The sequence below is a fragment of the Methanolobus tindarius DSM 2278 genome (genome assembly GCF_000504205.1).
Taxonomy (GTDB): Archaea; Halobacteriota; Methanosarcinia; order Methanosarcinales; family Methanosarcinaceae; genus Methanolobus; species Methanolobus tindarius.
This window is the reverse complement of sequence record NZ_AZAJ01000001.1, coordinates 42,348-63,141: the sequence shown is the minus strand read 5'-3', so window position 1 is coordinate 63,141 and position 20,794 is coordinate 42,348. Positions and strand designations below refer to the sequence as shown.

Below are 20,794 nucleotides of genomic sequence, written 5' to 3'. Positions count from 1 at the left end.
ATTACTTATTCAGAACCACCCAGAATCCAGCACCATCATCTACAACCCTGAATAGCAGCCCTGTACTGACACAGGCATTCTTCATTGCCTGCTTGTTCTCCGGGCTGAGCCTTTTTTTAGAACCTTCCTGCCAGCCAGGATCACGTTCTTCCATTGTTTTTGCTATCTGCTGGCGAAGTTCGGCGGTACCAAAACCACCACCTATCCAGGCTTCACCTCCGGGGGCAAGTATTCTGGCAATTTCACTGAAGGCAACAGGTAGATCATTCCAGAAGAATACAGAGCCGCGGCTCACTATGAGATTTGCAAAATCATCATTAAATGGGAGTTTATGCACATCTGCCAATGTTGGTTTTAATCTGTCAGAAACATCGTGTCTGGAAGCTTTTTCCGTTGCCAGTTCGTACATTTTCTCTGAGATGTCCACAGCATAAACCGTAAGAGATGTCTGTTCTGCCAGAGCAATTCCAAGTGATGCAAGCCCGCACCCAAGGTCAATGCATATTCCTTCTTTTATGCCACTGGAAGCAATTATGTCGGATGCTATCACAGGATAAATTGGTGCAAACACATTCTCTGCTATATCCGGGAAATTATGCAACTTATCATCCTGCTTCATGCCAATGCCTCCTCTTCGGGGTAGAGCAAATTCTTCAGTTCTTCATTATTGAGGTCGTAATGGAAGAATTGTGAATAGAACTCAGTTGTTAATTCTTCTAGTTCAGTATCCGGAAACAGTTCCGGGTAGAGTACATTAGCTGTCCATGCAGCTCCTATCACGCGATGTACACCATATGGTCTGTCTATCCAGCAGAAAGGGTTTTGTGGCGCCAGATATACACGTCCATTCTGCACAGCATCAATATTTGCCCATAATGGATCTGAATAAATAGAATTGTAGAACTCGGAATCTGTTGTCAGTATTACTTCAGGGTTCCATTCAGCAACCTGTTCTATGGAAACCGGTGTCATTCCCATTCCTGGTGTTACCTGGCAATCAGCAACATTAATACCGCCGCATATATCGATTACTTCAGAATGCAATGAACCTGATGGATCTGTTTTTAGACCGGTAGATCCTTCTGCATAGTATACACGGACCTTTTCATCGTCCGGAATACTTTCGACTTTGTCATTAATATTGTCAATAACAGATAACCTGAAATTGATGAACTCAGTTGCCTGTTCTTCACAATCAAGCAATTGTCCCAGATATTCGATTGTGTCATCTCCATCTTCTATGGCAATAATTGAACCATTGATAGCAACTACAGGAATGCTTCCGAATTTCTCCTGCCTCTCAGTGACCTGTTCACTGATTTGTCCTTTCTTGTTTACAGTATATCCTTCAATAACAATTTCAGGATTAAGACTGATGACCGTTTCATAGTTTGCTGTCTGGGCACTTCCCCATGAACCGACTACAGGAAGTGAGGTATAAAGCTCATCCATGTGCATGTTGTCCGCAGGAGTAAATGTATTCCATGCTGCAAGTTTTTCAGGTGCAAGCATGTACACTAATATCGAATAAGGGCCAGTTGCAGTCACAACATTATCTATCTCAGAAGGAACTGTAAGGTTGCGACCCAGCATATCGGTTACTTCTACAGTCTCCACAGATTCTTCTTGTTGTACTATGGATTGCTGTGTCTGGTCAGTACAACCACTGATTGCGGTTGCTAAAATAAGAATTAATAGAAAGGAACTAACTGGACAGAATTTCTTATCCATTTATTCACCACCTTTTGCTTTATAATTAAAAGAAAGCACAGATAGGAAGGTTTGTGCGAATACCTGTGCTTATCATTAGTTTCTGAACCCGGTTAAGGATTCAACAGTGATTCCATTTCCTCTTCTGTAAGATCATAATGCAGGAACTGTGAATAGAAATCACGTGTAGTTTGTTCCATATCCATATCTTCGAAAAGATCAGGATACAATACGGTGGCCGTCCATGCAGTTCCGATTATGAGATGTGGTCCCTGTGGCCTGTCTATCCAGCAGAATGGGTTAAGGGGTGACAGGTAAACACGCTCGTTCTGTACGGCATCAATGTTCTCCCACAGTGGATCTGAGTAAACTGTATTGTAGAACTGGGCATTTGATGTGAGGATTATTTCAGGATTCCATTCCATCACCTGTTCAATTGAAACAGGTGTCATTCCGTTTCCGGGAGTAAGGGAACAATTTGCAACATTTATACCTCCACAGATATCGATAACCTGTGAATGTTGTGACCCGGATGGATCGGTTTTAAGACCTGTGGGTCCTTCTGCATAGTAGACTCTTACCTTTTCCTCGTCAGGAATATCGGAGACTTTATTTTCTATTTCATCGAGAATATCAGCCCTGAATTCCATAAAATCGGCTGCCTGTTCCTCACAATCCAGGAGTTCTCCCACGTACTCAATTGTCGGGTCTGATTCTTCTACAAAAATGATTGAATCATCAATGGCAACAACCGGGATATTTCCAAAAGATTCCTGCCTGCGCTTGATTGCTTCATCTATCTGACCATCTGTTGTGTATCCTTCCATTACGATATCAGGATGAATATTGATAATTGTCTCATAATTTCCTGTCTGCGTACCGAACCACCCACCAAGAATTGGTAAATTGAGATATTCATCGTTCATCAATGTGTGGTTAAAAGTGTTAAGAAAATTCCAGCCTGCAACTTTTTCAGGTGCAAGCATGTAAACAAGAATTGTAGAAGGAGGGGATGTAGCGTAAACCGATGTGATCTCTTCGGGTACCGTTAGTTCCCTGCCAAGCATATCCGTGATTTGCACCGTGTTATTTGTAGTAACCTGTACCTGTTCTGCTTCGGTCTGTTCCATGCATCCACATGCAGTAACAGCCAGCAAAACTATCAAAATGAGGAGTAATGTACCATTTTTTACGTTCATGACAACACCTGTTAAACATTAACCGTTTTTACCGATATGTTCTGACGAACATAATGGTATAAAAAGATATGCGCTAAACGGTTTATGAGTTATATATTATATTTTCAATGTAAGGTGTGATAATTTGATTAAAAGATAATTGTCCGTAAAATCTGAGAAGAAAATGACAGCAAGTTGATAGTTAATTATACTTTTTCAATGCTATCAGACACATAATAACCAATATACACAAAATTGAACTAAATCCGGATAAGTATGTTTCATCTTCCAATGTCTCAATAGTTCGATATCTGAACATGAAAACTACAGGAATATTGTCAGTTCCTTCTTGCTTATACCCTTCTTCAATTGTTTGGTAAATCATATCAATTGTTGTATCATTAACTTCAGTTTCCAGGTATTTATCCAGGTAAACAAGCATATATCCATCACTATTATACGCAAGTGCTACTACCGGACCGCCATTTGAAGCCATATATGGTTCAATCAAAGACCCTATCTTTTCTTTATGACTATGAATATCCTCATACCATTCTTTTAGTCCTTCCGAATTCTTTATTTCAGGTATCGTTCCCCGGATAGCAATCAGATCGGGATCATCTTCTAATTCTTCAATAATAATAGTTCTATAGTCTGAGAAATTACTGTTATTTGTAAAAGAAGTATTTTGCTCATTGCTTTCAATTGCTATTGCAGGATCAGATAAAAATACAAATATACAAACCAATAACATAAGCCATTTAATAACTTTAGACATTTAAATACTCTTTAAATTTTTGTATCAAATATTATGATATATTCATGAATTTATTAATATGTCGGTATATTCGTATCAATGCAAAAAGTAGTAACTTCCAATTTCGATGCCTGATGTATTCTAAAATCTCAATACTACAAATCCAAAGTCCGGATTAAATAAACAAAGAATTTGAAAAATAAAAAATAATAAACAAAAGAACGGGCCTGCCGCGATTCGAACACGAGTCGATGGGTATCTTCGCACCACTATGGTAACATCGAAGCCCATCAGGATATCCTGGCTACCCTACAGGCCCGCAAGGCAACTACTGATAGCTTCTGGCAGTATTAAAGGTTTCTATTAAACATGGCATTATATGATAATTTAAATTAATTATCACTCATAAAAAGTCTGTCAGCATTCTTATCGCCATTAACCAGAGTACAATACCAAATATTTTTTGGAGTGTTTCGGCATTGATCTTGTTATGCATCAGGTACGAACCCAGCTGTGCACCAAGGAATGATGAAACTGATACTGCAGCAATAAGGTTAATATCAGGTGTCCAGGAGGCAACATGTGCTGCAAAAGCCGAAATTGACGTGAAAAGGACAATAAAACCGGAACTTGCTGCTGCTCTTTTAATCCCGAATCCAAATATCAACAGCAAAGGAACTATGAAAGTACCTCCACCTATTCCCAGCATTCCGGAAATAGATCCTACAAGAAATCCGAACATAGTGACAAAGATGTATTTTTCCTGTCCTTTAATTTCTTTTTCCTGATACATGAATCGTATTCTGGAAAAGATCATCTCTTCGCCTACAATAAACATAAGCATTGTAAGCATTCCAAGGAGCAACTCTACAGGTGCTATTTGTGTAAAATAGGCTCCTATTTGTGCTCCTGTCATTGATGCGATAATAAACGGAATGGCAATTTTAAAATCCACCAGTTTCTTTCGAATATAGGTAATTGCTGCGGATGCAGAAGTTACTATATTCAGAAGGAGTGCAATGGTAATTGAAAATATGAAATCCCCGGTTACCCAGTAAAAGAAAGGCACATAAAATATTGCCCCACCAAGTCCTATCATTGAGAACAGGATGGAAGCAAAGAAGACAATTACGGCAAAGAATATAGTTTGCATTTACAGACGATCCTTTTGAAAATCACGGTTTCTTCACATATTTATCCTTGAAACGGGATATTTCTTCTCTCCCGCCTACTACTGCAATGATATCACCTTTCAGCATCTTCGTTGATGGAAGTATATCTGTTATAATCTTTCCGTCTCTTTCGATTCCTAAAATAGTACAACCAACTTTATGCCTGAGACTTATATCAGCCACTGTCTTGTTTGCAAGATCATCTGAATTGGTAATCGTGTGTTTTTCAATATCCACACCTTCATAAAGCATGATATCCTCATCCATTTTTTTACATGAGACATCAATACATCTTGAAGTCATTTTTGCAAGCATCTGTCCGGCAACAATAGGCAGCGCAGCAACATAATTTGCACCTGCCTTGTAAATCTTGTCTATGGACTTATATGAATTTGCCCTGGCAATTATTGTTGAATCGGGATTAAGTCCTCTTGATATCAGTGTTGCAAACATCACATGTGTGTCATCATTCAGGGTAACTATGATTGTAGATGCCTGTGGAACACCAGCTTGAATCAGGATTTCTTCCTCAGTTGCATTTCCCACAACATAATCATAGTCAGCATTCTCAAAAGTATGCGCCTGTGAATCAACAACTACGAATTTGATGTTTGCATAAGTTAGTGTTTCAACAACCCTTCTGCCAACATCTCCGGATCCGAGAACTACAATATGATCTTTATGTCCTGGATTTTCCATATAATTTTCCATACATTTACTCCCCGGATTGTGTCAATTTCTTAAGTTTCGATAGCTGGTCATTGGAACCAATTGCAAGGAGCACCGAGTTGTCTTTGATAATATCATCGGGTTTAATAATAAATGTCAGGCTTCCACCTTTCCACATTCCAACAACATTTGCACCGGTCTTTTCCCTTATGGCTGCATTTTTCATGGTTTTGCCCATCAACGGGCTTTTCGGATAGATAGGTAATTCAACAATACTGACTCCTTCAAAGAATTCAGTTGCACCGGTTAGCCTGTTAACAAACGGGTCCGCAGCCTTCCTTCCTATGAACCTTCCAAAGAGTTCCTTAGGTGAAACAACACTTGTTGCTCCTGCATATTTCAGGTATTTCTTATTGGCTCTGTCTTCTACAATTGCAATGATATTCACATCGCTGATATTGCGTGCTGTGAGCACAATATTTGCATTCATCTCATCGTTTCTGTTTGCTATCAGGAAACGTGCTTCTTTTATGTTTGCATTTCTGAGGGTTTCTTCCTCACTGACAAGACCATAGATGGCATGGATATTTCTCTTCAACAGTTCCATCACAAGTTCAGATTCTTCTTCAACAAGGATGTATGGTATGTCGTTTTCTTTCAGCTCCTCAATAAGTGTCTCAATAAGCCTGTTATATCCGCAGATAATTATGTGATCTGTAAGCTTCTTCGAAGCTTTGGAAGGAATATTGGACTGGATCTTTTTTTCCATCCAGGGAATAATTACAAGGGTGAAAAGTATTCCAAATACCAGTGGTATTCCTGTCAACTGGACAAAAACGGCATACAATTTTCCTATTGGGGATGCCATTGTAATATCGCCGTAACCTACTGTTGTAAGAGTGGTTATCACCCAGTAAATAGCATCATAGATATTGACATACTCGGTCTGGCCCTCGTATATCATAATCTCCACAAAGATTATCATGTACACCACTATTATGGCAAGAGCTCCAAGGAATGATTTTAGAAGTGTCTTATGCCAAAGGTGCCTTCTTTTCATGTGAGTTCCCCTGTTATTGTATCAAACAGTTCCTTTCATCCATTCTCAGAATCCGTGTACAAGGTAAGGTCCTATGACCATGAAGATGAATGAGAATAATATCATCATTGCAAATGTGGCTGTAATCAATGCTGACACATTTTCTGCCTTTTCTTCATTTCCTGTGATCTTGTAAATGAAAGCATTCAAAGAATCCCTGAAAACGTGTCCTCCGTCAAGAGGTACGGCTGGAAGGCAGTTGAACAGGCCCACATAGAAGTTAAGCCAGCCTACCCACAGGAGTGTGTTTGCAAGCCAGAATACTCCTATTCCGAAAGGTTCTGCCCATCCAACCGGCACATAGAACTGGGAAAGTGTTTCACTGAAACCCGGGAATCCTTCACCGGCAAACCCACTTATTGGCAGTACAAGAATAATATACCATCCTGCAAGTCCGCCAAGCATGCTCGGAACACTCTTTAGCAATTCCAGATATTCAGCTGCAGGATATTCACCAACGGAGAACCCAAGTGATGTTTCTACACTTTCTCCTGAAGTAGTTCGCACCCCAAGGAAACCTCTGCCTTCATAATCCGGATGTTCTGCAAGAGTAACTGCATATTCAGTTGTTTCTCCTTCATCGTTTTCAACCACAACTGAAATTTCCTGTCCCGGAGTGCTTTCACTGAGAACTTCGCTGAAATCACTATAAGTATAGATCGGATTCCCATCAATATAGAGAATATGAGTACCTGCTTCCATCCCTGCTGCTTCTGCAGGGTTACCTTCCACTATGCTCTGGATAAGGATGCCTTCGGGTTCAATATCCGTATTTCCAACTTCCAGTTCATAGCTGGACTCTACCCTTTCGGCAGCTGCATAAACAGTTACAGCTGTGCCTGTTTCAAGTCCATCAAGATAATCAAGCATTTCATTTACATTGCTGATTTTCGTATCATCAATTTGTGTTATAATCATGTTTTCCCTGATGCCTGCAGAATATGCGGGGCTATCTTCGGAAATGTCCATGACCATTGTATCTCCAAGAGGTTCCAGTGAACCGAGTACAGGTCCAAAAAGCAGTGCAAATGCCAGAAATGCCACCACGAAGTTTGCCATGACACCTGCAGCAAGTATTCTTGCTCTCTGGGTACGCGTGGCTATTTTTTCATCGGTTTTGACAACTTTCTTTTCTTCTTCTTCTTTTCTGTCAATTACGATTCCAAGTCGCCGGTCTCCATAAGGGTCGTTTTCATCAGTGAGTTCTTCTTCTTCTTTCTTTCCAAAAAGCTCTTCTTCGTCAGGTTCTGCAAAACCACCGATAGGTACAACAGCAAGCAGGATTCCCATGGACTTGACCCTGATATCTTCCACCCTGCATAGTATTGCATGCGAGAATTCATGGACAACGAGAGTGACAAGTAGTGCTATTGTACCCCATACAAGAGGTATGAACTCGTTGACACCAGGTATCAGGAATATGTTCCTTGCGGCATTGAACTTTCCGGGTTCCGGCATTGTATTTGTTTCATATGATGCCAGCATGGCAAGGTCTGAAAGTATAACAAACAAAAACATCGCTATCATTCCTATAAACATAAGTCTGATACCGATGTCTGCATAGATTCTCCATGCTTTTTTAGGTATGGCAAGCTTATCAAGTAATTTCAGTCCTTTTGTAGTCCTGATCATCAGAACAGGGCCATAGGCGCTGATATTGTATTTTTCAAGTATTCCTTTTCTGTCAAGTGCTATTACAACGATCCAGTAAAGCAAAAGAATTGCAACTGCAATGTATATTCCGTCCAAAAAAACTCTCCGGCGTTTGGTATTTTCGGTTGAAGTGTTAATTAGTCAATTTAATATTAACCTTAAATCTTTTTCATGTTCAATTAGATTTGTTTGGTAATTCTTTTTACGAGGTATATATCTTTGTCATATAAAATGATAAGAATGATATATAATTGATTGGGCAGAAATCGAAGTGAAATATTCTGAAATAACCGGTCTTACTATTTTTATGATATAAGTAAATATAAAAATCAAGCAGGTTAAATTTATATAGTTTCTTACTCAAATGTAATATTTAATGTTTGCCAGCTTTCCGGGTCCTATTTTGTAAGATGTTTCAAACTTGCATAAAAGGATAAGTATAAAAAGAATAAAGGAAATATAGCAATTACAGAATTACAAAACGTTGATAAACGTTGATGAATGGTTACAGTAAAATTCGAGCAACAACTAAAAACCAGAACACTATACCGTAATGTTACTAAATCCGTGAGGGGATGAAAGTGCAGTCAATAGTTCAGGAAGCGTTAAAACACACAGAGAAAGAGAAAGCGTACCGCCAGTCAATTGCAATTAACGATGACCAGTTTGATATTCTTGGCCAGCCAAGAATTATGATCGTCGGATGCGGTGGTGCAGGTAATAACACAATCAACAGACTTTACAACATGGGTATTGAGGGTGCTGAGACAGTAGCTATTAACACTGACAAGCAACACCTTGACCTCATTCGTGCAGACAAGAAGATTCTCGTGGGCAAGACTCTTACCCGCGGTCTTGGTGCAGGAGGATACCCTGAAGTTGGTGCAAAGGCAGCAGAACTTGCCCGCGGCACCCTTGAAGAGATCTTCAAAGATGCAGATCTTGTTTTTGTTACAGCAGGTATGGGAGGAGGAACCGGTACTGGTGTCGCTCCTGTAGTAGCTGAGGTCGCAAAGGAGCAGGGCGCAATTGTTGTTGGTATGGTCTCAAGCCCATTCAGAGTTGAAAGGGCAAGAGCAGTTAAGGCAGAGGAAGGACTTGAAGAGTTCCGCCGAGCCGCAGACACTGTTATTGTACTTGACAACAACAGACTCCTTGAGTATGTACCAAATCTCCCAATCGACCAGGCATTCTCAGTAATGGATCAGATTATCTCTGAAACCGTAAAGGGAATCACAGAAACAATCACACAGCCTTCACTTATCAACATTGACTACGCTGACATCAGAGCTATCATGGGATGCGGCGGCGTTGCAGTAATGCTTGTTGGTGAGAGCAAGAATCAGGACAAGAGCGACGATGTAGTTCGTGCAGCACTTAACCACCCACTCCTTGATGTAGATTACAGAGGTGCAACAGGCAGTCTTGTACACATCACAGGTGGCCCGGATCTCAGTCTTAAAGAGGCTGAAGAAATCGCTGCTTCACTCACATACGAGCTTTCTTCCAGTGCAAATGTAATCTGGGGAGCACGTATCAGCCCTGAGTATGAAGGCAGGGTGCGTGTAATGGCTATCATGACAGGTGTCCAGTCAGCACAGATTCTCGGACAGCCACAGTGCAGTAGTATATCATATGATAGTGTACGTGAACCTGTTCATGCAGAGGCACCACGTGCATACAGGCGCGCAAGCCCATCTGTGAACAAGGTCAGCCGCTCCGTTGTTGAGCCAATTCAGTCAAAGAACAACGGCGGATCAATCATTGATATCATTCACTGATTGCTTTAATTAACATCAGTCCGGCATTAAGCCGGATCTGTCAATTTTTCCAAAATAAGTTATTAGGATTGGCAGATATTCTTTTTTACTTTCACTACTATTTCCATTCATGAAAATACTGATAGCTACGGGCAGACTTGCTGAACAGACTGTAAGGAATGCAATAGGTAATCATGCCGATGTTGTTGTTGCCGACACCCAGGTTGCCGCATTCATTACTCCCCGTAAACTGCTTGCTGCGATCAAAGATCAAATTCCAGTTTTTAATTATGATCTGATATTCATTCCTGGTCTTGTTTCCGGAAACTTCGAAAAAACAGAACAGGAGTTGGGATGCAAAATACGTCTTGGTCCCAAACATGCCTATGATCTCGGTTTTGTTCTTCCATTCACGGAAAGCATGGAATTTTCAACAGAAATTCCTGCCTGTGAACTTCTGGCAGACGTAAGACGCGCCATGGCAATTGAAAAGGTTGAAGAAATTGAGGATGCTGCTAATTGTCCACTGAAATTACGTGGAATGAAAATTGGAGGCAATTCCCGTATGAAGGTATTGACAGAGGTTGTCGATGCCACGGGACTTGCTCCTGAAGCACTTGAACTACGCATCCGTAGTTTTGAAATGAAGGGTGCGGATATGATTGATCTTGGCGCATCCCTGCATGCTAATCCTGATGATGTAAAGCGAGCTATCAATATTGCTCGCAGGACAACGAATCTTCCTGTGAGTATTGACACTCTTGACCCGGTGCTTATCAGGGAAGCCCTCAATTGCGGAATTGACATGGTTCTAAGTCTGGATAGTAGCAATATTGAAGAAATTGCTTCTGAAATTGCTTCCTGTGACATTCCTGCTGTTGTAATACCTGATCAGGGCGAAGCTTATGACAGTCTCATGAAAAACATTGAACTTGCCCGCAAGGCCGGTATTGAGAAACTAATTGCCGATCCGGTACTTGATCCGATAGGTCATGGAATTGCCGTCTCTATTGTAAGATACAAGGAATTCCATGAAAAGAACCCTGACATTCCTGTTTTCTATGGAATAGGCAACGTCACGGAACTTATAGATGTGGATTCCACCGGTGTCAACGCCACACTTTGCGGCATCGGTGCAGACGTAGGAGCAAGTATTCTTTTTACTCCTGAATATAGTAATAAAACACAGGGTTCCATTAATGAGCTCAAAAGAGCATCCCAGATGATGATGCTGGCAAAAGAGCGTGAAAGTTCACCAAAGGATCTGGGAATCGATCTGATTGAGATTAAAGAGAAAAGAAGACGTACTGATTCTGTACTACCGGAAACCTTTGTAAGTGCAGAAAAAAGCAAGATGTGGACTGTTGACCCCAAAGGCAGTATCAGGATAAGCATTATCCCTGATCAATTTGGAATGAAAGACGGATGCATCCTTGCTGAACATGATAATACATCAATTGTCGGAAAGACTGCCAGGGAAGTCATGGACACGATTCTTAAAATGGAACTTGTTTCAAGAATGGAACATGCTGCTTATCTGGGACAGGAACTCAAAAAAGCGGAACTCGCCCTGAAACTGGGAAGAAGTTATGCTCAGGACGATGAGTTTTAGGTATTGTAGAAATCCTTCCTGAAATATGTATTAATTTCTAAACTGATCCGTCATAAATCATGAATAACTTGATTAATCCCGAAGGGTCCGGCGAAGCCAGCGTATTCCCACAATAAGAAATAAAATAATTTACAAATACCCTGTGCCTTCTTCTAATGATTTCTGCAGAATTCTATGTATAAATTCAAATCACCATTGTGCTTATCTTCTGTGTAGTAATATCGGAATGTGCCGCCTTCGGCGGATAGCTACTTTATTTTTAGATTGCAGGTTGTTTTTATGTACATGAAAATGATCAATGTTTGTGTCCTTATACACAGAAAATCCACAAATCCTAATTTAAAACAATTTACATAGAGGATTCACGTACAATTAGAATTCAGGAGGAAGTTGCCTCCTGAATCATTTCAAGCGATTGTTCTGCACTCTGCCTGATTGCAGGATATTCTTCTTTATTATCTGCAATCTCGGTGAGTAATTCAACTGCCCTCTTATCTCCGATCTGCCCTAATGAAACTGCTGCCGCCTTTCTGATATCAGGTGAATCTTCTGTATTTTCAAGTGCCTGCATTAGAGATTCCGTAGCATCTTTGTTTGCCATGGTTCCAAGTTCTTCTGTGGCATGGAGTCGTACATTCAGGTATTCTCCCTTATCCTGCATCAGATGTACAAGAACAGGTACTGCTCTGCTGTCATTTGTATGTCCAAGCGCACGTGCTATATCACTACGTGTATACTTGTTTGTTTCATTTGCCAGAGCATCTATCAGATACTCTGTAGAATTTGCATCAGACATAGAGGAAAGATACTTAGCTGCAACAGATCTGACTTCCGAATTATCATCACTCAATGCCAGTGCCAGATCATCCGATGCATTTTCTCCGGCTATACCTCCCAGAGAGATTGCTGCTTGTTTCCTCACAGGCCAATCCTTATCATTCAGTAAAAGATACGCAAGTGGTTCGATTGCTACTGATAGGTTTTTCTTTTCTTCTTCTGTTCCTCTAAATGATGATACGATGCTTGACCTGACTTCCATATTTTCGATATCAAATTCATCCAGAAGTATTTTCATAGCCGTTTCTTCGTCAATTTTCATTAATGCCCATGGAACTCTTTTTCTTACATCCTTTCTTTCATTTTCATTTTCCAGTATATGGACAAGAGGTTCGATGGCATCCTTATTTCTTAATTTTCCAAGTGCTCCGATAGCATTTATTCGTACTTTATCTTCCTCAGTACTATCTTCTGCGATGCTAAGAAATATATCATAAACATTCGTTTCCTCAATAGAGCCAAGTGCATGGATTGAATTGATTCTAACCGTTGTATCCCTATTATCAAGATTTTCGATAAGCATCTCTTCTACCGGTGCTCCTAATTTCTTTAGAGCTACAGCTGAATTTGTAACTGTAAATTCATACTCATCCTCCAGGTGATTGGTTAAAGGTTCAATTGCTCTCTCATCACCGATTTCTCCAAGAGACCAGGCAGATTCCGGTTGTATCTGCCATGTTCCATCATCCAGACATTCAATAAGCAATTCAACTGCCCTCTTATCTCCGATCTGCCCAAGCGATTTTGCTGAATTTCCTCGCATGTTTTCTGACTGGCTTTCATTTGCGAGTATATCCATAAGCGGTTCTACTGCTTTTTCATCTCCCAGATCACCTAAAGCAATAGTTGCTGTGATATCAAGAAGATCATCGTCCAGCATTTCAATTAGCATGTCAGTTTGTTCTTCATTTCCTACTTTCCCTAAATATCTGGTAACTGACTGACGCAATGAATCCGGTTCTTCAGTATTTTCAATTACTTTTATGAATGGTTTTACAGCTCTGCTGTCTCCTGATTCTCCCAGCATGTAAGCGGCATGTTGTCTGTCATCCTCACTTTCGGATTCATTTCCAAGAACACCTATCCACTGGCTTACATTATCGTTTCTTTCTGTATGGACAAATGATTTGAAAAAATCTATAATCGATGAAAAATTAAGTCCCATCTCTACAATATTGGATGTGTAAACAATTCCTGAATTGTTCTGTCCTATATTATCTAGTGCCTGCTGTGCACTTTCCCTAACTGGAATGAATTCTCTCTCGTCCTCTGCCACCTTTATCAGAACTTCAATAGCTTCTGTATTATTGCTTTTTCCAAGGCCAGTGGCAGCGGCTGATCTCATATAGGGTGAATTATCAGTATTTTCCAATATCTGAATTAAAAGTCCTGTGGAATTGCTGGTTCTAAAATTACCAAGACCTGATACGGCTGAGGTTCGAACACCTATGTATTCATTTTCATCTTCAGCTATTTGAGTGAGTATTGGAATGGCTCGCTGATCTTCCATTATAATTAATGCCTGCACCATTGTATGCCGTGCTGACTGATCAGTTTCATTTCCTAGAGCGCTGATCAATGCTTCAGTTGCATTTTTATCGGGATATTTTTTTAGATTCAATGCAGCAGTATAACGAACAACAGTAGATTCATCATTTAATGCCAATGTATATGCATTTGTTGAATTGCTTCCACTCATCCTTCCAAGTGTAATTGCTGCATGTTGTCTGACTCTCCACTTTTCATCATTCAATAATAGGTATTCTATAGGTTCTATTGCTCTATCTGAGGAAATATCCTCTAAGGAACCCATGATTCTAATCTTTACTTCCGGGTCTGTATCATTCAGGTTATCCAGAAGTGGCTCGATTGCGGCATTTTCATCTGTTCTTCTTAAGACCGATGGAATATTTAGTCTCACTGCCCTTGGTTCATCTGGCTCATTCAGTATTTTAATAAGCGGTTCTATGGTATTATTGTCTCTTATATCTCCGAGTGCATTGACTGCAGATGCTCTGACTTCATCATCTTCGTCTCTATTTTCTACGACTTCAAGGAGTTTATCGGTAGCATTTTTTGCTTTTATGTCACCAAGTAGGTTAGCTGAGTTATCTCTGACATCTACATTTCTGTTATTAAGATTATCAATGACAATATCGGTAATTGGCACATTCATTTTCTGAAGTGATTCCGCAGATCTGAGAGTTACTGTATATCTTTTATCTTCAAGTGCATTAGTTAAAGGCTCAATAGCTCTCTCATCTCCAATCTCTCCAAGTGAAGTTGCTGCTGCTGAGGCTAAAGTTTCTTCACCGTTTTTTAATGTGTAAATCAAAAGTTCAATTGCTCTTTCATCTCCGATATCTCCTAAAGAAATAATAGCATACTTGCGGAAATCTACTGAAATATTTGTATCAGCGATAATTTCCATGAGAGGTTCAACGGCTTTGGGATCACCAATTTCTCCCAGTGAAGCAGCAGACCATATTGCTATATCCAAGTTATCATCATTCAGCATTCTGATAAGCAAATCTGTGTCTTTTTCATTCCCGACACTCCCAAGAGTACGAGCAGCAGCACCGCGCAATGATTCGGATTCCTCTGTGTTGACAAGAATTCTTCCAAGTGGTTTTGCAGCTCTGTTGTTTCCTGTTTCACCCAACATATAAACTGCATTTTTTCTATTTCTATCCGTTTCAGAGCTATCTTCAAGAATATCGATCCATTTTGTAATGTTCTTATCTTCTTCATTATAAACTATGGATTCAAAAGATTCCACAATGAATGAAAGGATGCTGGAATAGTCGGTTAGCTGACTATCGTTTGTACTCTGATTATTCTGCTCGCTGGAAACACAGGTTCCCGATACAAGAACAAATATGAAGATTGCTACGGCCAGCTTTAATGAAGTCTTACCTGTTGTTTTCATAGTTCGACCTCCAGTACAGAACGATTTTCAGGAACAATTATTTCCTTTTCAGCTATCTGTTCTTTCCAGACAGCAGTAACTTTCACAATATATTGCTTTCCAATTTTCTCCTTAACCACTGCCTGGGCAGGCATGTAACTCTCATCCGAATTCTCGCCGGAACTAAGTTCGATAACTCCAGCGTGCGAATCTTTCCAGGTGCTGAAAGAACTTTTAGAATAAGCAGGAACATCAAAATTATTGTTTTCAGAAGACATAACTTCTTTTGTATCAGGATCAATTATACTGATAGTTGTTTCAACATTTTCGGCTCTTCCAAGGCCGCTATTTATCACATAAGCGTCAATATTGTAGATATTCAGCTCTCCGATAGATTCCAGTTCATAATTCAATTCGACTGAAAGTTCGGGAGGTAAAACATCCACAGTAAATGATTCTTCGTCAAGGACAACCTCATTGTTTACAATTCTGATGTGAACATTCTGTTCTCCTGTAACCTGATATCCAAGCAACAGGGTTAGCCTGTTCTCTCCTGGTTCAAGGCTTATTTTATCCTGTGTTGAAATATAATCACTGTAGTGATAACCATTATATCCAAAAACGATGAAAGTATCAGCACTCTTTCCATTTTCATCTACAAAGGCATTTTCAGTTTCAATCTTTACTTCAACATTTTTTGATTCGTTATTCTGTATGACCAGTTCAATTTCGTTCATGCTGTCAGTTCTGATAGTATCCACCCCCAGAGTCCGGGGTGCATTAATCTCGACAATTTTCACATCGACACTACTATCATAGTGCCACCAGATTATGGCAGAAACAAGGATTATTCCTGCAATAATCAACGGAAGTTCTTTTCTCATCTGTTCTCACCCCTTATCTCTTCGGTCAGTGAGATGCAATTTGTCAGGCCATACTTCTGTTTTGAGATTATGCCTTTCTTTTCGAGATTGGAAAGAATACGTGTGTTTTAGCTTTGGAAAAATCAAGTCTGTTCACAAGTTCATTCTGGAGCATCTGTCCGTTATTATCCACAATTGTCCTGACGATTTTTTTCTCATCTCCTTCCAGGGCCATAAGAAGTACTTTTTTCATGTCAGGTGATGTTGCCGATTCTGCTGATTCTTCCCAATCTGAGCTTTCTGTTTTTTCGGCAGATTTCAGTATTTGAGAATTATCTTTTGTTTTTAAATTAATACCAGAATAAGACTCATGAATATTTTTGTGTATAAATGGACAGATACCCAGAGACAATAAAATCTGGCATAGTGCTAAACCTGAGAAAAAACCGGATAGTAACAACAGGTATGCTTCACCTGTAGTGTAAGAATAAGGAATCTCAATTATCTTGAATGATTCCCCTTCGATTTGTATAACTGCAGGAGCATCCTGCAGCAGTGTGCTCACTGAAATTATTCCTGCAAGTATGAGAATTCCTGCTGATATTATTAGTTTTGTTCTTTCCCTTATCAAGTCATCATCTCACTGTTGACAATTATCATAAGGGATGAAACAAATGATATATTTTGACTGTAACAATAGTATGAAACGTATCATTTATTTGAAACCACAGCTCCTGCATTCTATTTTCTTTGTGATTGACTATTCTGAATATCGTTGGAATTTCTAAAACTACAACTTTAATATGGATTATTTTGAGCTTGGATATAATTTATTACAAATGTGCTTTTAAACCTGTTCCTGATCATTCCCTGCTTTGCACTAACATAAGGTGACCCTGTAGATTCTATATTTTCAAAAACAATATCTAGCAGTACTAAATCTATATAGCTAGATTTTTATTCACCGCACCTAATAGTGCTTCGGGGTTGTTGATGAGCGATACATCCGGGAAAAACAAAGAATTTATCTCTTCAGTAAAAAAGCTGCAAAAAGGTATCTTTTCAAATGCAAACAAAAGATGCGATGCTGTAAAGTCCCTTGAAAATCAGGGGGACTCGGATGCTGTACCATATCTTCTGGAAGCACTTGAAAAAGAAACTGACGGACAGGTGAGCACATGCATTATCCAGTCACTTGGTGTTTTTGGTGATTCAAGGGCAACAGAGACCTTATTTGAATTGGTTTTTAATAGTAAGTATAAATCTTCAGATAATCAAAAAACAATTATCTCTTCTCTGGACTCATGTGTTAACGGAAAAAACCTGCCTTTTCTTATAGAAATGCTTTCATCAGGAAGCATTAACAGGAAAAAGTTCTCTGTCCAGTGTATTGGAAAGATAAAAACAGCAGATTCTATTCGTGTGTTAGTCAGGTGTCTCAATGGTAATGATAAAGAAATAAGGGCTCTTGCAACTTCATCCCTGAAGCTTTTTAAGGCCGAGGACATGATTCCATGCATCGCAGAAATTATCGAAAATGCTGACCGGTACTATAAAATCCGTCTGCTCAGTTTAGTTGGAGATACGGGAAGTCCTTTTGCAGTTCCTTTGTTGCTTCAGGTTTTAAAAAGCTCTGATGTTGATGTAAGAAGTAGTGCCACAAAAGCCCTGAACAGTTGTATTAAAAAAGAGTCTGCACCATATCTTATAGATTCGTTGAAAGATGAAAATTTCAATGTTAAATGTGTTGCAATAAAAGAATTACTGGCTCTTAAGGTAGAAATTCCGTCTGCTACATTAAATGAACTTCTCAATGATGAAAACGAGCATGTCAGGAGTTCTGCAGTTGAGGCACTTGTTACTATTGGTAATGACGAAAGTTTGTCTATTCTTGAAAAAGTAGGTCAGGAAGATCCTGATGAATGGGTGCGCAAACTGGCAATGAATCATGTTTTACGTATAAGTAATGAAGTCATGATGGTTGAGGTTGCTTCTCAGGGTGAAGAACTTGCAGAAACTGCAAATGATAATCTGTCAGGTCACAAATCCAATAAACCAGGCAGAAAAAGAAAATTATCTTTTTGTCCTTATTGTGGTGATAGTCTTGAGATGGCAGTTTCACCTCAGTTTTGTCCTTTCTGTGGTGAAAAGTTAAAATCTTAATTATGCATAGTTGTGTTATCTGTGCAATTTCATTTTTAGTGATCATACTGTTGTGGCATTGAAATTATTAGACACCTTTATATAAATGTAGAATTATATTGAATGTTAGATGACAGCCTCAAAAGATAAGATCCTTATTGTTGATGATGAACCTCTGAATGTGGAATTATTGTCTGTATATCTTGGGGATGACTATGATATTGTAACTTCCTATAATGGAAAAGATGCTCTTGCAAAAGTCAAAGATGAATGTCCTGATCTGATATTACTGGACGTAATGATGCCAGAGATGGATGGATATGATGTCTGCAGGGTGATTCGCAATGAGTTCAAAATGGATTTTATACCTATTATAATGGTCACAGCTTTAACCGACAAAGCAGATCACCAGAGAGGAATCGAGGCTGGTGCAGATGATTTTCTGAAAAAACCAGTTGGTAAATTTGAGCTTGAGAAGAAAATTGACTCTCTTCTAAGAATAAAAGAGCAGCATGACAACCTTCTGGTTGAGAAGAACAAAGCGTATTATTACCTTGATTACGTTGGTATTCTGGTAGCTGTTCTTGATCTTGATTTCAAGGTTACTACAATAAATAAGAAAGGATCTGATTTTCTGGGTTACAGTCCTGACAAAATAATTGGCAGGGATTGGATAGAGTCGTTTATCCCTCATGACTGGGTAAGCGATATAAGAGCTCATTACGATGGTCTTGTTTCTGGCAGTATTAAACCCTATGAATATAGTGAGTTTCCCATTATTGTAAATACGGGTGAAGAACGTCTGTTTAGATGCTACGATTCACCTTTGAAGGACAATTCAGGCAATAATGTGGGTATTCTGATATCAGGTGAGGACATCACTGAGATGAGAGAAGCTGAAAAGCAGCTAAAGGAATATGCTTACCAGCTTGAGAGATCTAATGATCTCAAAGACCTTTTTACCGATGTCATGAGGCATGATCTGCTTAATCCCGCAGGTCTTATTAAGTCATTTGTAGAATTACTTTTTGAAATTGAAACTGATGAAAGCAAGAAGAACCTGCTGAACAATGTCAGCACTGCAACTGAAAAACTGATTTCTATGATCGAGGATGCGGCTCATCTTGCTAAACTGGAATCAGTTGATGATATCAGTTTTGTGCGCATTGATTTGAATTCAATGATAAATGACACAGTTAATGGATTTAAACATCAGGCCATGGAAAAGAATATGGAAATTTGTGTCAACATGGATGAATCCTGTTTTGCCCTTGCAAATCCTATGATGGAAAGAGTTTTTGTAAACCTTGTGTCCAATTCCATAAAATACAGTCCTGAAGGCAGCACTATTACAATTGATGTCATGGATATCGGGGACAAGTGGAAGCTAAGTTTCATTGATCAGGGTGACGGAATACCAAACGAAAGCAAGGCAACTGTTTTTGAACGCTTCAAGAGGCTCCATAAGGAAAATATCCGTGGAACTGGTATAGGTCTTGCAATTGTTAAGAGAATTATGGATCTTCATAAAGAGGTCATCGATGTGGATGACAATCCTGAAGGCAAGGGTAGTGTTTTCTGGCTGACGCTTAAGAAAGACTTGTGATAATTCGGATTGCATGTTCCGTCTCATTATTTTCTTTTTAACCAAATGTGAACAAATTAGAAACATTTATAAAATCTTCTGTGATTATTATGCTGTTTACATTTTTGGAGGTAAGATGGAACCGAATATCCCTATAAGTCCTGGTTCAGGAATCAAGAAAAACCGCATGTATAATTTGATTTTGATAGGTGCCACATTGTTTGCCCTACTCATATTTTTCAATACTTTTGGGACTGAAGACATTAATATTTCTGAAACTGAGATAGAAATATATCCATCTGAAGCTCCAGTAGATTATTGCTTTGATTCTGCAAGAAATGAACTTCCATCAACTGGTGAAGGCTATGCCAACTGGTTCTTCTATGGTAGTTGTGGTGGTTGGAAAATATATGATGTTACTCCCGAAGTTGAACTTGAATTAAGGGCTCATGGGGATGAATGTCAAACTTGTCCTTCGTGTACTCTTGGAGACATAAACTATCATATTTACGATTACTTCGATGGCCAATGGAATGAAATGGAGTTCATAGATGGACCTGATAACTATTGTGGAAATTATATTGTAAATTATAATCCTGTTGGTAATAGAATAAAAATAGTTGCAGACAGTGGTTTTTACATGCGGATCTATCAAGTCAATTGATGTGTTTCTCTCAAACAATATCTTCTGAAGTTTATTCTTATAAATTAAGTCTACTATTGAATAGTTGTTGATTAGATTTTATTCAAATAGTGGATTAAATAATATTATTTTTTTATATTGTCATTTAAGGAAATTGTAATCACAACTTTCATATCATATATTTTCATATTAGCGAGCAGTGAGTG

The 20,794-nt window shown here is 39.2% G+C and carries 16 protein-coding genes and 1 tRNA gene; 5 read left to right on the top strand and 12 right to left on the bottom strand.

Annotated features, from left to right (window positions below):
* Nucleotide 1: 1 nt before the first annotated feature.
* The 9 genes from METTI_RS00295 to METTI_RS00255 form a co-directional block, all read right to left on the bottom strand.
* On the bottom strand, nt 2-619 hold the full coding sequence (locus METTI_RS00295; RefSeq protein WP_023843798.1) for a class I SAM-dependent methyltransferase: 618 nt from the start codon (nt 617-619) through the stop codon (nt 2-4).
* A complete protein-coding gene (locus METTI_RS00290; protein ID WP_023843797.1) occupies nt 616-1,731 on the bottom strand; it encodes an iron ABC transporter substrate-binding protein in 1,116 nt (371 codons plus the stop codon). Before METTI_RS00290 ends, METTI_RS00295 begins: the two co-directional genes overlap by 4 nt.
* Nucleotides 1,732-1,823: 92 nt before the next feature.
* The gene (locus METTI_RS00285) at nt 1,824-2,909 is read right to left on the bottom strand and encodes an iron ABC transporter substrate-binding protein (RefSeq protein WP_023843796.1); all 1,086 of its coding nucleotides are present in this window, start codon (nt 2,907-2,909) and stop codon (nt 1,824-1,826) included.
* A gap of 181 nt (nt 2,910-3,090) precedes the next feature.
* Nucleotides 3,091-3,666: a hypothetical protein gene (locus METTI_RS14860; protein WP_023843795.1), complete on the bottom strand. Its 576-nt coding sequence runs from the start codon at nt 3,664-3,666 to the stop codon at nt 3,091-3,093.
* A 201-nt stretch (nt 3,667-3,867) separates the two neighbouring features.
* Nucleotides 3,868-3,964 (bottom strand) — tRNA-Arg (locus METTI_RS00275).
* A gap of 84 nt (nt 3,965-4,048) precedes the next feature.
* Nucleotides 4,049-4,798 (bottom strand): sulfite exporter TauE/SafE family protein, encoded by a 750-nt coding sequence (locus METTI_RS00270; RefSeq protein WP_023843794.1) that lies wholly within the window; start codon nt 4,796-4,798, stop codon nt 4,049-4,051.
* A gap of 22 nt (nt 4,799-4,820) precedes the next feature.
* Nucleotides 4,821-5,528 (bottom strand): potassium channel family protein, encoded by a 708-nt coding sequence (locus tag METTI_RS00265; protein ID WP_023843793.1) that lies wholly within the window; start codon nt 5,526-5,528, stop codon nt 4,821-4,823.
* Between the two features lie 4 nt (nt 5,529-5,532).
* On the bottom strand, nt 5,533-6,546 hold the full coding sequence (locus METTI_RS00260; protein WP_023843792.1) for a potassium channel family protein: 1,014 nt from the start codon (nt 6,544-6,546) through the stop codon (nt 5,533-5,535).
* A 45-nt stretch (nt 6,547-6,591) separates the two neighbouring features.
* Entirely contained in the window at nt 6,592-8,334 is a 1,743-nt protein-coding gene (locus METTI_RS00255) for a site-2 protease family protein (RefSeq protein WP_023843791.1), read from the bottom strand.
* A gap of 485 nt (nt 8,335-8,819) precedes the next feature.
* Between METTI_RS00255 and ftsZ the strand changes: the two genes are divergently transcribed.
* Both ftsZ and METTI_RS00245 read left to right on the top strand, forming a co-directional pair.
* Entirely contained in the window at nt 8,820-10,019 is a 1,200-nt protein-coding gene (gene ftsZ / locus METTI_RS00250; protein WP_023843790.1) for a cell division protein FtsZ, read from the top strand.
* Nucleotides 10,020-10,128: 109 nt separating this feature from the next.
* Complete coding sequence (locus METTI_RS00245) at nt 10,129-11,610, top strand: dihydropteroate synthase-like protein (RefSeq protein ID WP_023843789.1); 1,482 nt, start codon at nt 10,129-10,131, stop codon at nt 11,608-11,610.
* A 379-nt stretch (nt 11,611-11,989) separates the two neighbouring features.
* Here the strand turns inward: METTI_RS00245 and METTI_RS00240 are convergent, their stop codons facing one another.
* From METTI_RS00240 to METTI_RS00230, 3 genes are all read right to left on the bottom strand, one after another.
* Nucleotides 11,990-15,376, bottom strand: coding sequence for a HEAT repeat domain-containing protein (locus METTI_RS00240; protein ID WP_023843788.1), 3,387 nt, complete (start codon nt 15,374-15,376; stop codon nt 11,990-11,992).
* Nucleotides 15,373-16,239: a hypothetical protein gene (locus METTI_RS00235; RefSeq protein WP_023843787.1), complete on the bottom strand. Its 867-nt coding sequence runs from the start codon at nt 16,237-16,239 to the stop codon at nt 15,373-15,375. The genes METTI_RS00240 and METTI_RS00235 overlap by 4 nt, the downstream gene beginning before the upstream one ends.
* 67 nt (nt 16,240-16,306) lie before the next feature.
* The gene (locus tag METTI_RS00230) at nt 16,307-16,849 is read right to left on the bottom strand and encodes a helix-turn-helix transcriptional regulator (protein ID WP_023843786.1); all 543 of its coding nucleotides are present in this window, start codon (nt 16,847-16,849) and stop codon (nt 16,307-16,309) included.
* A 362-nt stretch (nt 16,850-17,211) separates the two neighbouring features.
* Between METTI_RS00230 and METTI_RS00225 the strand changes: the two genes are divergently transcribed.
* From METTI_RS00225 to METTI_RS00215, 3 genes are all read left to right on the top strand, one after another.
* On the top strand, nt 17,212-18,381 hold the full coding sequence (locus METTI_RS00225) for a HEAT repeat domain-containing protein (RefSeq protein WP_023843785.1): 1,170 nt from the start codon (nt 17,212-17,214) through the stop codon (nt 18,379-18,381).
* Nucleotides 18,382-18,490: 109 nt separating this feature from the next.
* Complete coding sequence (locus tag METTI_RS00220) at nt 18,491-19,966, top strand: response regulator (RefSeq protein ID WP_023843784.1); 1,476 nt, start codon at nt 18,491-18,493, stop codon at nt 19,964-19,966.
* A 115-nt stretch (nt 19,967-20,081) separates the two neighbouring features.
* Nucleotides 20,082-20,609 carry a hypothetical protein gene (locus tag METTI_RS00215; RefSeq protein ID WP_023843783.1) on the top strand — a complete coding sequence of 176 codons (528 nt, stop codon included), beginning with the start codon at nt 20,082-20,084 and terminating at the stop codon, nt 20,607-20,609.
* Nucleotides 20,610-20,794 lie beyond the last annotated feature (185 nt).

Bases quoted from the DNA above. Each gene is read 5' to 3' on its own strand.
- METTI_RS00295 (WP_023843798.1), bottom strand. From the start codon at position 619: ATGAAGCAGGATGATAAGTTGCATAATTTCCCGGATATAGCAGAGAAT.
- METTI_RS00290 (WP_023843797.1), bottom strand. From the start codon at position 1,731: ATGGATAAGAAATTCTGTCCAGTTAGTTCCTTTCTATTAATTCTTATT.
- METTI_RS00285 (WP_023843796.1), bottom strand. From the start codon at position 2,909: ATGAACGTAAAAAATGGTACATTACTCCTCATTTTGATAGTTTTGCTG.
- METTI_RS14860 (WP_023843795.1), bottom strand. From the start codon at position 3,666: ATGTCTAAAGTTATTAAATGGCTTATGTTATTGGTTTGTATATTTGTA.
- METTI_RS00270 (WP_023843794.1), bottom strand. From the start codon at position 4,798: ATGCAAACTATATTCTTTGCCGTAATTGTCTTCTTTGCTTCCATCCTG.
- METTI_RS00265 (WP_023843793.1), bottom strand. From the start codon at position 5,528: ATGGAAAATTATATGGAAAATCCAGGACATAAAGATCATATTGTAGTT.
- METTI_RS00260 (WP_023843792.1), bottom strand. From the start codon at position 6,546: ATGAAAAGAAGGCACCTTTGGCATAAGACACTTCTAAAATCATTCCTT.
- METTI_RS00245 (WP_023843789.1), top strand. From the start codon at position 10,129: ATGAAAATACTGATAGCTACGGGCAGACTTGCTGAACAGACTGTAAGG.
- METTI_RS00240 (WP_023843788.1), bottom strand. From the start codon at position 15,376: ATGAAAACAACAGGTAAGACTTCATTAAAGCTGGCCGTAGCAATCTTC.
- METTI_RS00235 (WP_023843787.1), bottom strand. From the start codon at position 16,239: ATGAGAAAAGAACTTCCGTTGATTATTGCAGGAATAATCCTTGTTTCT.
- METTI_RS00225 (WP_023843785.1), top strand. From the start codon at position 17,212: ATGAGCGATACATCCGGGAAAAACAAAGAATTTATCTCTTCAGTAAAA.
- METTI_RS00220 (WP_023843784.1), top strand. From the start codon at position 18,491: ATGACAGCCTCAAAAGATAAGATCCTTATTGTTGATGATGAACCTCTG.
- METTI_RS00215 (WP_023843783.1), top strand. From the start codon at position 20,082: ATGGAACCGAATATCCCTATAAGTCCTGGTTCAGGAATCAAGAAAAAC.